General features: G+C 53.2%; 12 protein-coding genes. All 12 read right to left on the bottom strand.

The window, feature by feature from the left end; genetic code table 11:
• Positions 1 to 141: 141 nt before the first annotated feature.
• The 12 genes from FFM79_RS06550 to purE all read right to left on the bottom strand — a co-directional run bounded on the left by FFM79_RS06550 (position 142) and on the right by purE (position 12,974).
• Positions 142 to 1,293 (bottom strand): 5-methyltetrahydropteroyltriglutamate--homocysteine S-methyltransferase, encoded by a 1,152-nt coding sequence (locus FFM79_RS06550; protein WP_137642670.1) that lies wholly within the window; start codon positions 1,291 to 1,293, stop codon positions 142 to 144.
• Between the two features lie 367 nt (positions 1,294 to 1,660).
• Entirely contained in the window at positions 1,661 to 2,908 is a 1,248-nt protein-coding gene (gene purD / locus FFM79_RS06545; protein ID WP_137642669.1) for a phosphoribosylamine--glycine ligase, read from the bottom strand.
• A gap of 15 nt (positions 2,909 to 2,923) precedes the next feature.
• Positions 2,924 to 4,456: a bifunctional phosphoribosylaminoimidazolecarboxamide formyltransferase/IMP cyclohydrolase gene (gene purH, locus FFM79_RS06540; RefSeq protein ID WP_137642668.1), complete on the bottom strand. Its 1,533-nt coding sequence runs from the start codon at positions 4,454 to 4,456 to the stop codon at positions 2,924 to 2,926.
• 1 nt (position 4,457) lies between these two features.
• Positions 4,458 to 5,036, bottom strand: coding sequence for a phosphoribosylglycinamide formyltransferase (gene purN, locus FFM79_RS06535; protein WP_137642667.1), 579 nt, complete (start codon positions 5,034 to 5,036; stop codon positions 4,458 to 4,460).
• A complete protein-coding gene (purM, locus tag FFM79_RS06530; RefSeq protein ID WP_137642666.1) occupies positions 5,029 to 6,054 on the bottom strand; it encodes a phosphoribosylformylglycinamidine cyclo-ligase in 1,026 nt (341 codons plus the stop codon). The genes purN and purM overlap by 8 nt, the downstream gene beginning before the upstream one ends.
• Before the next feature lie 4 nt (positions 6,055 to 6,058).
• A complete protein-coding gene (gene purF / locus FFM79_RS06525; RefSeq protein ID WP_137642665.1) occupies positions 6,059 to 7,504 on the bottom strand; it encodes an amidophosphoribosyltransferase in 1,446 nt (481 codons plus the stop codon).
• Positions 7,489 to 9,708, bottom strand: coding sequence for a phosphoribosylformylglycinamidine synthase subunit PurL (gene purL / locus FFM79_RS06520; RefSeq protein ID WP_137642664.1), 2,220 nt, complete (start codon positions 9,706 to 9,708; stop codon positions 7,489 to 7,491). Before purL ends, purF begins: the two co-directional genes overlap by 16 nt.
• Positions 9,701 to 10,378 (bottom strand): phosphoribosylformylglycinamidine synthase subunit PurQ, encoded by a 678-nt coding sequence (gene purQ / locus FFM79_RS06515; protein ID WP_137642663.1) that lies wholly within the window; start codon positions 10,376 to 10,378, stop codon positions 9,701 to 9,703. Before purQ ends, purL begins: the two co-directional genes overlap by 8 nt.
• A gap of 2 nt (positions 10,379 to 10,380) precedes the next feature.
• Positions 10,381 to 10,635, bottom strand: coding sequence for a phosphoribosylformylglycinamidine synthase subunit PurS (purS, locus tag FFM79_RS06510; protein ID WP_137642662.1), 255 nt, complete (start codon positions 10,633 to 10,635; stop codon positions 10,381 to 10,383).
• Positions 10,635 to 11,375, bottom strand: coding sequence for a phosphoribosylaminoimidazolesuccinocarboxamide synthase (purC, locus tag FFM79_RS06505; RefSeq protein ID WP_137642661.1), 741 nt, complete (start codon positions 11,373 to 11,375; stop codon positions 10,635 to 10,637). Before purC ends, purS begins: the two co-directional genes overlap by 1 nt.
• Before the next feature lie 2 nt (positions 11,376 to 11,377).
• The gene (gene purK, locus FFM79_RS06500) at positions 11,378 to 12,508 is read right to left on the bottom strand and encodes a 5-(carboxyamino)imidazole ribonucleotide synthase (protein ID WP_137642660.1); all 1,131 of its coding nucleotides are present in this window, start codon (positions 12,506 to 12,508) and stop codon (positions 11,378 to 11,380) included.
• The gene (purE, locus tag FFM79_RS06495) at positions 12,492 to 12,974 is read right to left on the bottom strand and encodes a 5-(carboxyamino)imidazole ribonucleotide mutase (protein ID WP_137642659.1); all 483 of its coding nucleotides are present in this window, start codon (positions 12,972 to 12,974) and stop codon (positions 12,492 to 12,494) included. Before purE ends, purK begins: the two co-directional genes overlap by 17 nt.
• Positions 12,975 to 12,993: the final 19 nt, after the last annotated feature.

The following is a 12,993-nucleotide window of genomic DNA, read 5'->3' as shown; positions in this document are numbered from 1 at the left end:
AAAATCGGTTAACTTTTGGCGCACGTTTTGGCTATTAACATGAGGCAACACAAAAAAGACTGTGACTTATGTCACGGCCTTTTTTAGCAACTTCGAGTTGACCAAACTTCGGGAGGTTGCGTCTCCGCGTCCTTTTCCCACTTAAACGCCCCAAACTTCTTCCGCAATCGATTTGACCAACGCAATCTTCGCCCACTGTTGTGCCGGCGTCAACACGTTACCTTCCTCGGTCGAGGCGAACCCACACTGGGTGCTCAAACAGAGCCGGTCTAACGGAACGTACTGGGCCGCTTCGTGGATACGATTAATAATCGTCGCGCGGTCCTCTAATTCACCAGTCTTGGAGGTAATCAACCCTAAAACGACGAGCTTATCATCACTAACTAATTTAAGCGGTTCAAACCCACCGGCCCGGTCACTATCGTACTCCAAGTAGTAGGCGTGGACGTTTTCATGGTTAAACAACGGGTCGGCCACCGAATCGTAGCCGCCAGCGGACGCCCAGGTCGAATGATAATTACCACGGCAAATGTGGGTGTTGATCGTTAAGTCGGCCGGCAAATCGGCAATTGCTTCGTTGTTGACTTGCAAATAAAGCTGCTTATTTTGATCCAAGACGGCGTCGTTACGCGCGGAGACGTCCCCAGTTTCCGCTCCCTTGGCGTGGTTACCAGCTAACATCCCCCAAGTGCAGTCGTCCAACTGAATCGTCCGGGCGCCTGCCGCGTACAGGTCCTCAATGACTTGGTGATAGGCCGCCGCCAAATCGTGCACGACCGCGGTGTCCGTTGGGTAAACCCGGCGTAAGGCGGCATTATTTTCCGGCCGCTGTAATTCGGCTAAGCATTGTGCCGGCGCCGGAATCGTCTGCTTGACCTGAATCCCAGCGCTAACGTGCGCTTGCACAAACTTAAAGGCGGCAACAAACGGATGGTTGGCCCCACTAATCGGACCACTAACGGTCGCAGATTCCGCCCGGGTCTCTTCATCGTGAAAAACGTAGCCCTGCTTTAAAGTCTTTTTCTCAATCCCGGTCAATCCCCAGAAAAAGTCGAGGTGCCACCAGCTTCGCCGAAACTCACCATCGGTCACGGCTTTCAAACCGGCCCGTTCCTGTTCATGAATCAACTCGATAATGGCAGCGTCTTCCACCGCTTTTAGTTGTGATGCGTCAATTTGTCCGGCTGCAAACTGAGCCCGGGCGTCCTTTAACGCTTGGGGGCGTAAGAAACTGCCAACCACGTCGTACCGAAACGGGGACGTCGTGCGCTTTGTAAATGTTGTTGTTGTCATAATAAAGACCCTCCATGCAAAATTTAATCCTAACCAAAATAAAAAACGCCCCCTTTGACCAACTGTCAAAAGGGACGTTTCTTCAGCGTGTTACCACCCTAGCTTTACCGGTGGTGAACCACCGGCCTCAACGGTACCCCAACGGATACCCGGCAAGCTAACGGTCGCAACCGGTCGGGTAGCGTGAACCACCCGACATGCTCAGAGCTCATCTTCAGCAGTCACCGCCCACCCCGTTTCCACCATCCGGGTTCACTGTTTGGGCCGCACGTGCTTACTCTTCTCTTCAACGCAAAAATTAAATTTCAATTAGATGTTGGTTAAATCATAATGTTAACCGCACCCATTGTCAAGCCCCCGACCGAAATTAGTTCGTCGGCTTCGGCGGTTGTAGTCCCTTAGCACCAATATCGTGGCGGTAAACTAACGGTCCGAGCGGTAACTGCTTTAATTGGTCGTAAACCGCCCGTTGCGCGGCGGCCAGCGTCGTAGCGTGCGCCGTGACCATCATCAGGCGACCGCCGGCACTGACTAACTTTCCCGGTTCACCAGCAACGCTGGCGTAATCGGCTCCCGCGACGGTTGGGACGGGCACGCCGGGCGTTGGCGTACCCGGATACCCCGGAGCCGCCAAGACGACTCCCAGGTAGGTTTCCGCCGTTTGCCAATTGACCACTGGCTGGCGATGTTGCAATAAGTCGGTAATGACTTGGTAGAAGTCCCCTTGCAACTGTGGTAATAAGATTTGGGCTTCCGGATCTCCTAGGCGGAGATTATACTCAATCACTTGGGGACCATCGGCAGTTAAAATCCCGCCCACGTATATGACCCCTTCAAAGCTGAGCCCATCCGCCTTCAATCCGGCAATCGTTGGTTCAACAATGGTTTGGACCGTTTCTTGAATAACCGCCGGCGTGATTTGCGGAACTGGCGAGTAAGCGCCCATCCCACCAGTATTCGGGCCGCAATCCCCATCTTGCAAGCGTTTATGATCCTGAGCAGTTGGCAGTAAAACGTAGTGCTCGCCGCCAACTAGGACCATTTGTGAAAATTCAAAGCCGGCCACGAATTGCTCAATCAAAACGGTGTCGGTCACGCTAAACGCGTGTTGTAAGGCTGCCAAGGCTTGCGCATGGCTCGTTGCAACGGTGACGCCTTTACCAGCGGCCAACCCGTCCACCTTAATGACCTGCGGGAGCGTCTGAGCTTGGCTAAAGGCCGTCGCGTCCGCTAAGTTATGAAATAACTGGTAATCCGCAGTTGGAATCTGGTGTTTAGCCATAAATTCCTTCGCAAAGACCTTCGAACTTTCCAACCTGGCCGCCGCCTGATGGGGACCAAACACGGCTAATCCGGCCGCCTGAAAGTAATCCACGATGCCGGCAGCCAGCGGGACTTCTGGTCCCACAAAGGTCAGCGTAATCAAATTCTGCCGCGCAAATTCCGCTAGCGCCGTAAAGTCCATTTCATTAATGGCGACGGTTTGAATCTGATCTAATTGCATCCCCGGGTTGCCCGGTGCGCAGTAAACCACGTTAACTTGGGGACTGGCCAGAAACGCCTTGGCAATCGCGTGCTCCCGACCACCGTTCCCGATTACGAGTACTTTTGCCATCTGAATGCCTCCCGTCTAGTGCCGGAAATGCCGAACGCCGGTCGTGACCATGGCGATGCCGTAACGGTCCGCCATCGCAATCGAATCCTTGTCGCGAATGCTGCCACCCGGCTGCACGATGGCCCGAATTCCGTGTTGCGCCGCGTATTCCACACAATCATCCATTGGGAAGAAGGCGTCTGACGCTAAAATCGCGTTTTCGTACCCGGCCTTACTCATGGCGTGCCCAATTGCAATTTTCGTGGAATCAATGCGGTTCATTTGTCCAGAACCAATTCCGAGGGTGCGGTCCGCGGTTGTGACCACCACCGCGTTACTCTTGACGTGCTTAACCACTTGCTGACCAAACGCTAACGCTTTTAACTGTTCCGCGGTTGGTTGCACCTTGGTTACGACGGTAAAATCGGCTGGCGTTTCAAACTGATTGTCCACTTCTTGGCGAAGCAAACCGCCCCCAACCGAAATCGTTTCGAAACGGTCGGCAGTATGGGCCTGATCAAAATCAACGGTCAGCAAACGCAAGTTTTTCTTCTTGGCCAACACGGCGTACGCGTCGTCGTCAAACCCGGGCGCAATAATGATTTCCAAGAATAACGCGTGCATCTTCGTCGCCGTTGCGAGGTCCACCTGGCGATTCAGCGCAATGATGCCACCAAAGATGGAGATTGAATCGGCAGCGTAGGCTTTATCCCAGGCGGCTTCAATGTTGTCGGCCAACCCGACCCCACACGGATTCATGTGCTTCATTGCAACCACGGCTGGTTGGTCATATTCACTGACCATCCGTAAAGCGGCATCCGCGTCCTTAATGTTGTTATACGATAATTCCTTACCGTGCAGTTGCTTAGCCCCAGTAATTGAAAACGGCGTTGGCAACGCGTTCTCGTAAAAAGCGGCCTGTTGGTGACTATTTTCACCGTAACGTAACGCTTGTTTCTTATCGTAAGTCAACGTTAACTTCGCTGGAAATTCATCGGTGGTTAAGTACTGGGCAATCAACGCGTCGTAGGCCGCCGTGTGCTGGAACACCTTAGCAGCTAACCGTTGGCGCATTTCCGCCGTAACCGCATCGGCCTTTAAAGCGTCTAAGATTGGCGTGTAGTCCGCTGGATCCACAATTGGTAACACGGCGGCAAAGTTCTTAGCAGCCGAGCGCAGCATCGACGGACCACCAATGTCAATTTGTTCGATAGCTTCCGCTTGGGTGACGTCGGGACGTTGAATCGTCGCTTTGAACGGGTATAGGTTGACCACGACCATGTCGATCGGTTCGATTCCCGCTTCCTTCAGTTGCGCCATGTGGGCCGGAACGTCGCGGCGAGCTAGTAAACCAGCGTGAACCTTCGGGTGTAAGGTCTTAACGCGCCCGTCTAACATTTCTGGAAAACCCGTCACGTCCTCAATCCCAATGACCGGAATATTGGCAGCCTCGAGGGCCCGCTTAGTGCCACCAGTTGAAATTAGTTGATAATCCAATGCGACTAAGCCCGCCGCAAATTCAGTCAATCCTTGCTTATCAGAAACACTTAACAATGCCCGTTTTGTCATCTTAGATAGCTCCTTTATTAATCAGTGATTGCAATACGTCTGGGTAAAATTGGTGCTCACACGCGTGAATCCGGGTCGCGAGGGTCGCGAGGTCGTCGTCCGGAAGAATCGGCACTCGACGTTGCGCGATGATCTGGCCGGTGTCAATGCCCGCGTCAATAAAATGAATTGTGACGCCGGTCTCGGAAACGCCCGCCGCAAACGCATCTTCAATGCCGTGGCGCCCTGGAAACTTCGGCAGTAACGCCGGGTGTAAATTAATAATTTTATGCGGATAAGCGTTCAGTAGCGTCGCGCCAATGATCCGCATGTACCCGGCAAGGAGCACCGCCTCAATTCGGTGTGCTTGTAACGCCGTCAAAATAATGCTTTCGGCGGCCGCTTTATTTTGGTACTCGTGAAAGTCAACGATCAGAACCGGAACGGCGCGCGCACGCGCCTTGGTAATCACCGGCGCGTCCGGCTGGTCACACACGAGCAGGTCAATTTTAACGGGCAGCTGCCGATCCAAAATTGCTTGATGTAGGGCCGTAAAGTTGGTCCCGTTGCCGGATGCAAACACCGCAATTTTTTTAGTCATGCTGGGCCTCCTTAAAGGTCACGGCAGGCGCTCCCATTTGCACGGTCCCAACTTGATAAAACGCTTGGTTCTGCGCCTTTAAGGTTGCCGCAACGGCCGCCAAATCCTGGGGATGCACGATTAGCACCATACCGAGTCCCAGGTTGAAGGTCGAGCGCACGTCCGCCGTCGTTAACTGGCCCAATCGGGCTAGTAACGGCATGATTGGCGGTACTGGCCAGCTACCGACGTTAAATTCCGCCGTCAACTTTGCTGGGAGCGCCCGGGCGACGTTTTCAATCAAACCGCCACCGGTAATGTGCGCCACACTCGCTAGCAAGTGTTGGTGTAAGAGGGGCACCACGCTATCCACGTAAATCTTAGTTGGCCGTAACAGCTCGGTTTGCAGGTCGTGTCCCAGTTCGTCAAAAACGTGGGTCAGTGCGAAGTCGTGTTGCTTAAATAGAATATCGCGAACCAAGCTAAAGCCGTTGGAATGCAGTCCGTTGGAAGGGAGGCCAATCAAAACGTCTCCGGCCGCAACGTTCTCCGGTTTTAACAGGTCGCTCGCATTGGCGACCCCGACCGCAAAGCCAGCTAAGTCGTAATGATTGGACCCGTACATATCGGGCATTTCGGCGGTTTCGCCCCCAATCAGGGTCGTGTGGGCTTGTTCACAGCCCGCGACGACTCCGGCTAAAATGGCTTTGACCCGCGCTTGATCGGTGTGTCCCAAGCCTAAATAATCTAGGAAAAATTGGGGAACCGCGCCCTGCGCTAAAATATCATTGACGCACATGGCAACCAAATCAATCCCGATGGTATCGTGGCGGTTAGCCGCGATTGCCACGAGTAACTTAGTGCCGACACCGTCCGTCCCCGCAACCAGCACCGGGTGGTTACCAACTTGATCCGGTTGTAGCGGGAAGAGCCCGCCAAACGCACCCAACTGGGCGTTGCCACTCATTTGCTTAACGGTTTTTAGGACTTGATAGCCGGCGTTAATGTCCACGCCCGCTTTTTTATACGCATCACTCACGCGCTCACCCCTTCTGTTTAGCTTGTAACTGTTGAATTTCCGCGTCGTATTCGGCTTGGTAATCGTATAACGGGGTCGGATAGTCACCGTTAAAGTAGGCCATGCAAAGTCCCCCGTACGGCGCGTCCACGTTCAGTCCCACCGCGTCGATCACGCCCTGTTCACTTAAGAAGCCTAGTGAATCGGCGCCGAAGGTTTGACACATTTCTGGAATCGATTGTTGCGCCGCAATCAACTCCTTAGTCGTTTGAATATCAATACCGTAGAAGCACGGGTAGCGCAGTGGCGGTGATGCGATCCGCAGGTGGACCGCTTTGGCGCCCGCGTCTTTGAGCAATTTAACGATGCGCTTACTGGTCGTCCCCCGAACAATTGAGTCGTCGATCAAAACGACCCGTTTACCGGCAACGACGCCCTTAACGGCGGATAACTTCATCCGCACCCCTTGCTCCCGCAGAGCTTGGGTAGGTTGAATAAACGTTCGCGATGAATACTGATTCTTAATGAGGCCCATTTCATACGGTAGGCCACTCGCCTCCGCGTAGCCGGTTGCCGCTGATAATGACGAATTTGGAACCCCCACGACAATGTCGGCGTCTACCGGTTGTTCTAAGGCCAGCTGAGCTCCCATCCGTTTGCGGGCGGAATGCACGTTCACCCCGTGAATATCCGAATCCGGCCGCGCAAAGTAAATGTACTCCATCGAGCAAATCGCGAGTTGCGTGTCGGTCGTGTAGTGGTCAATTTTAAGACCGTCATCATCAATTGTCAGTAGTTGCCCCGGTTGAACGTCCTGAATAAATCGCGCCCCAACCGCATCCAAGGCACAGGTTTCGCTACAGACGACGTAGCCGCCGGTTGGGAGTTGGCCGACCACCAGCGGCCGAAAGCCGTTCGGATCCAAGGCCGCGTACAGCCGGTCGTTCGTCATCAACAGGTAAGCAAAGCCCCCGTGAACTTGGCGCAACGCGTCCTTAACTTGGTCGGTCAAACTGGCCGCCGGACTGCGTCGAACGAGGTGCATTAAGATTTCACTATCGGAACTGGCGTGAAAAATGGCGCCGTGTTGTTCAAGTCGCCGCCGCAACGTGACCGCGTTCGTCAAGTTTCCGTTGTGGGCGAGTGCAAACTGGCAATCGCTGAAGTTAAACCCCAGCGGTTGAATATTTTCCAGGCCGTGGTTCCCAGCGGTCGTATAGCGGACGTGACCAACCGCCGCTTGGCCCTTCAAACGGGCTAAGCGCCGTGGGTCGCGAAAAACGTCCGCAAGTAAGCCAAAACCGCGTTCCGATTTCAAGGTTCCCTGGTCATTAGCGGTAATGCCCGCGCCCTCTTGACCACGGTGTTGCAACGCGTGCAGTCCAAAATAGGTCAACTGGGCCGCGTCGGGGGAACCCCAGACACCAAATAATCCACACTCTTCGTTTAAACTCTTTACTTCAGTCGGCATGCTAAGGCCCCTTCCCAAAGTTGTTTGGCAAAACTAACCGGGACGTCAAACGGCTGATCAGCGGTCGTCACTAACAAACGATCATCGGCCGTCGTTTGTCCTAAATACGTTGCGTACGGTTCCATTAATTGTTCAAAGGCGGCTTGGTGTTCCGGCGTAACCGAAACTACGAAACGCGACTGGGTTTCGGAGAAGAAATCAACTGATGGTAACGTACTCTTCAAGTTGACCCCGAAGCCGTTCCCAAAACAACTTTCAGCAATGGTCACAATCAAGCCCCCTTCGGAAACGTCGTGGGCGCTAGCGACCAGCCCCTTTTGAATGGCCCGTAATAGAAGGCGTTGGTTTTGGTTTTCAGTCACTAAGTCAAATTCAAATAACTCCCCGGCAATTTCACCCGTTAACATCTTCTGTAACTCGGTTCCGTTAAAATCGGACCCGGTCTCACCCAGAACGTAAACGGCATCACCGGCGTGTTTAAAGTCCTGCGTCGTAATATCTTTTTGGTGTTTAATCAGCCCCACCATCCCGATCATCGGGGTCGGGTAAATGGCTTCCCCGTTGGATTCATTATTCAACGAAACGTTGCCGGAAATGACCGGCGTGTTAAAGAGCTGGCACGCCCGGGCAATGCCCATCGCCGATTCGTCGAGGTCGTAAAATTGTTCGGGTTTTTCCGGATTACCATAGTTCAAGCAGTCGGTAATCCCGAGCGGTTGGCCCCCGGAAGCGACAATGTTACGGGCCGCTTCGGCCACCGCAATTTCACCACCGACCCGCGGATTCAAATAGAGGTAGCGGCCGTTCACGTCAGTCGTCACGGCCAGTGCTTTATCCGTGTGGCGAATTCGAATGACGCCGGCGTCGGAACCCGGTTTAACGACGGTGTTGGTTTGGACTTGCGAATCGTAAGTTTCGTATAATGAGCGCTTAGACGCAATCGTCGGTTGTTGTAATAACTGTTTAAACGTGCCGGTCGCGTCAACGATCCGGGGCATAAACTGGTGGTGGCTTTGATGATTCAAGCGGCTCGGGCGTTTCTTTTCGCGGTAATAAACTGGCGCTTTAGTTGCCAGCGCATCCACCGGGACGTCAGCCACAAGTTTGCCATGGTGGAAGAGCTGGTACTGATGTCCAGCCGTCACCTTACCAATCGTGACCGCGTCTAAGCCGTATTTTTCAAACACTTGGTAAATTTCAGCTTCGGCACCGGCTTTAACGCAGAGCAACATCCGTTCCTGCGATTCAGACAGCATCAATTCAAACGGGGTCATCCCCGTTTCGCGTTGCGGTACGAGGTCCAAATTTAATTCGAGGCCGCTCCCCGCCTTAGACGCCATTTCAGCTGAGGACGAAACTAACCCAGCCGCCCCCATGTCCTGAATACCAATCAGTACGTCGCGGTGGTCGTGAATTACTTCCAAGCAGGCTTCCATCAATAATTTTTCCATGAACGGGTCCCCAACTTGCACGGCGGAACGTTGGGTGTCCTTAGCGTCGTTAAATTCAGCCGATGCAAACGACGCCCCGTTGATGCCGTCCCGGCCAGTTTTAGCCCCGACGTAAATGACGCTGTTGCCAACCCCGGTCGCCTGGCCCTTTTGAATATCGGCCTGGTTTAAAATCCCGACACACATGGCGTTGACCAACGGATTTTTTTGGTAACAAGCATCAAAGACGGTGTCCCCACCAATGGTTGGGATTCCGATACAGTTACCGTAGCCCCCGATACCGGCGACCACTTGCGAAATTAAATACTTGGTATGGGCGTCATCCGGTTCACCGAACCGCAAGCTGTCAAGTAACGCAATCGGCCGCGCGCCCATCGAAAAGATGTCGCGAATGATGCCACCAACCCCGGTGGCCGCGCCTTCGTACGGTTCAACGGCGGACGGATGGTTATGGCTTTCAGCCTTAAACACCACCGCTTGACCGTCGCCAATGTCAATAATGCCCGCGCCTTCACCCGGCCCTTCTAAGACTTGTTCCCCCTGCGTCCAAAATTTCTTAAGCACCGGTTTAGAGTTTTTATAAGAACAATGTTCACTCCACATCCCGGAAAAGAGGCCGGCTTCCGTATAATTTGGTAACCGTCCCAGGACCTTTTCACTAATCATCTGAAACTCTTCGTCGGTGAGGCCCCAGTCACGATACGCTTTCGAGTCGCGAAGCTCACTGGGGGTCAATTCAGTCTGTTTAAGCATGGCTTACCTCCTGCGCGTGGGCAATTAATGATTGGAAAATTCCTAAGCCGTCGGTCGAGCCTAAAATCGTTTCGACCGCCCGTTCTGGATGGGGCATCATGCCGAGGACGTTCCCGGCCTTATTCGTAATGCCAGCAATGTTGGCGGTGCTCCCGTTGGGATTATCGGCATATTCAAAGACGATTTGATGATTGGCCCGCAGTTCAGCCAGGGTCGCGTCGTCACAATAGTAGTTACCCTCACCATGGGCGATTGGTAATTGAATGTGGGCTTGTGGTGCGTAGGCCCTGCTGAAGCGGGTTTGATTATTCGTCACGATCAGTTCACTCGTTTGACAAATAAACTTAGACGAACGGTTCGCTTGTAACGCCCCCGGCAATAGTCCGGCCTCGGTCAGCACTTGAAAACCATTGCAAATGCCCATCACCGGTTTGCCGGCGGCAGCAAAGGCTTGAACCGCCTGCATGATGGGCGCAAAGCGGGCAATCGCGCCACTCCGTAAGTAGTCCCCGTAGGAGAAGCCCCCGGGCAAAATAACGGCGTCAAATCCGGTTAACGCCGTTTCGGTTGCGGGAATCAGCACGGCATCCACTTTTAAAACGTCAACCAGTGCATTGACCATGTCGTGGTCACAATTAGAACCTGGAAATACGGGTACGGCAACTCGCATGGCTATAACGCCTCCATCTCAGTAATTTCGTAACGGTAACGTTCCATATTGACGTTGGCTAATAAACGGTCACACATTTCGTCCACTTCGGCCGCGACTGGTCGGTCGTCCGCCTTAATTTTTAATTCAAAGTATTTGCCAAGTTGCACGTCATTAACGTTGGTATAGCCTAAGCGGTGAAGCGCATCATTGACCGCTTCGCCCTTTGGATCAAGAATTGATTCTTTATAGGTCACATAAATTTTAACTAAGTACATTAGTGTTGGCCCCCCTCTTCAACGGTCGCTAACCGTTGTAAGACTTCTTGATAAACGGTCGTCAAATCTCCCAAGTTTTTCCGGAAAACGTCCTTATCCAGTGATTGGTGGGTTTGGTTATCCACTAACCGGCAACTGTCCGGCGAAATTTCGTCTGCCAGTACGACTTGCCCGTCCGCGGTTAAACCAAATTCAATCTTAAAATCAACTAATTGCACGCCCATTTCGGCAAAAATCGTCTTCAACCGGTCGTTAACTAGCAGTGCTTGACGCTTCATTTCAGCAACCGTCGCCTGATCCGCCACTTGCAAGGCCGCCACCTGTGAATCATTGATAAACGGGTCGTCTAACGCGTCACTCTTATAGAAGAATTCGAGGACGGGCTGGGTAAATTTGGTCAGGTGTGGCACCGCAAACTTCCGTTCAAAGCTGCCCGAAGCGGCGTTGCGAACGACCGTTTCAAGTGGGATCATCTTCACGCGTTTAACGAGCTGAACGTGATCCGAAAGCTGCTTAATGAAGTGGTTGGGAATCCCGTGCCGGGCTAAATCCTGGAAAATCAAACTAGAAATCCGGTTATTCAATAAGCCCTTTTGATCAATCGCCACCTTGCGCTTGCCGTTTAAGGCCGTCGCTTGGTCCAAGTAATCGACCCATAAAACTGCCGGATCATTCGTGGTGTACATTTCCTTTGCCTTACCCGTGTAAAGTAAGTCGCCCTTCTCAATTGCTGCCGTCATGATTATTGTTCTCCCTTCAAAATAGCCAACGATGCGAGTGCCTGATCAATATTGGAATCCAAAACGGTGACGTGTCCCATCTTACGTTGCGGTTTAATGGCCGCCTTCCCGTAATCGTGGAAGTGCCATTCGGGATGGTCAATCAGCCGTTGGCGGGCTACCGTTAAATCATCACCGAGTAAATTACGCATAACCGCGGGACTGTGTTGCGTGATGGCCGGAATTGGGAGACCACAAATGCTGCGAATGTGGGCTTCAAATTGCGAGACGTTGCACGCTTCAATCGTATAGTGGCCCGAATTATGGGGCCGTGGCGCCAGCTCATTAACGAGGAGGCGGTCATCCGGCAAGACAAAAAATTCGATTCCCAAAACGCCCCGTAATTCCAAGGCTTGCGCGATGGAGACCGCAATCTTCCGCGCTTGATCATGAACACTGGGCGCGACGTTCGCTGGCGCAATCGTCGTGTGCAAAATGTGATGCTGATGGCGGTTTTCAACTAGTGGGAACGTCGTGACCACCCCGTTGGCACTCCGCGTAACCATGATTGACACTTCCGCGCGGAATTCCTGACGGGCTTCTAAAATACAACTGTGCTTCAACAGGGCCTGCGCCTCCGCTGGCACCACGGCCTGGTTGAGGTCCAACTGACCGTGACCATCGTAACCGCCACTAGCCGTTTTTAAGATGGCTGGCGTTCCGACCCGGTTCATCGCGTACTGTAACGTTTGTAAGTCCGTGACCGGCGCAAACGGCGTGACCGGGATGCCGTTGTCGTGTAAAAATTGCTTTTCGTGGAGCCGGTTGCCCGTGATGTGCAGTAGCGCCGTTCCCTGCGGCAAGGCCACATACTGTTGGGCCGCAGTCAACGCCGCCTCATCAACGTTTTCAAATTCATAAGTCAAAACGTCACTGCGCCGCGCCAAATCCATTAACGCCGCCTGATTCTGATAATCCGCAACAATTTGAAAATCCGCTACCTGGGCCGCGGGTGCCTTCGGGGTCGGGTCTAAAACCCCCACTTGATACCCCATCGCCTTCGCACTGAGGGCCATCATTTGGCCGAGTTGCCCACCGCCAACGATTCCAATCGTGGCTGGCGGTAAAATTGGTTGCTCATAACTGCCGTTCACTTTGTTCAGCCTCCTGACGTTGTTGAGCTCGAAACGCAATGACCGCTTGTTGAATCCGTTCATCTTGGAGCCCCAAGATTTGGGCGGCAAGGAGGGCCGCATTTTTAGCCCCCGCTTCACCAATCGCCATCGTTGCAACCGGGACACCTCCTGGCATTTGAACAATTGAAAGTAAGGAATCCATGCCATTGAGCGCCCGACTCTTAACCGGAACCCCAATGACGGGTAGTACGGTGTTAGCAGCTAACATTCCGGGTAAGTGGGCCGCGCCACCCGCGCCCGCAATTAAAACTTGTAACCCGTTTGCCGCCGCCTGCTCGCCATAACTTTGTAACGTTTGGGGCATCCGGTGTGCTGAAATCACGTGCCGCTCGTACGTAATTCCAAGGGCCGTCAACTGGTCAGCCGTGACCCGCATCGTCGACCAGTCTGAAATTGACCCCATGATTAAACCAACTTTCGCCATCTTCATCCCTCTTTCTTCG

This window comes from Lactiplantibacillus modestisalitolerans (assembly GCF_005405425.1).
Lineage (GTDB): Bacteria > Bacillota > Bacilli > Lactobacillales > Lactobacillaceae > Lactiplantibacillus > Lactiplantibacillus modestisalitolerans.
The sequence above is the reverse complement of the archived record's forward strand: the minus strand, read 5'-3'. Positions and strand labels throughout refer to the sequence as shown.

Bases quoted from the DNA above. Each gene is read 5' to 3' on its own strand.
- FFM79_RS06550 (WP_137642670.1), bottom strand. From the start codon at position 1,293: ATGACAACAACAACATTTACAAAGCGCACGACGTCCCCGTTTCGGTAC.
- purD (WP_137642669.1), bottom strand. From the start codon at position 2,908: ATGGCAAAAGTACTCGTAATCGGGAACGGTGGTCGGGAGCACGCGATT.
- purH (WP_137642668.1), bottom strand. From the start codon at position 4,456: ATGACAAAACGGGCATTGTTAAGTGTTTCTGATAAGCAAGGATTGACT.
- purN (WP_137642667.1), bottom strand. From the start codon at position 5,036: ATGACTAAAAAAATTGCGGTGTTTGCATCCGGCAACGGGACCAACTTT.
- purF (WP_137642665.1), bottom strand. From the start codon at position 7,504: ATGCCGACTGAAGTAAAGAGTTTAAACGAAGAGTGTGGATTATTTGGT.
- purL (WP_137642664.1), bottom strand. From the start codon at position 9,708: ATGCTTAAACAGACTGAATTGACCCCCAGTGAGCTTCGCGACTCGAAA.
- purQ (WP_137642663.1), bottom strand. From the start codon at position 10,378: ATGCGAGTTGCCGTACCCGTATTTCCAGGTTCTAATTGTGACCACGAC.
- purS (WP_137642662.1), bottom strand. From the start codon at position 10,635: ATGTACTTAGTTAAAATTTATGTGACCTATAAAGAATCAATTCTTGAT.
- purC (WP_137642661.1), bottom strand. From the start codon at position 11,375: ATGACGGCAGCAATTGAGAAGGGCGACTTACTTTACACGGGTAAGGCA.
- purE (WP_137642659.1), bottom strand. From the start codon at position 12,974: ATGGCGAAAGTTGGTTTAATCATGGGGTCAATTTCAGACTGGTCGACG.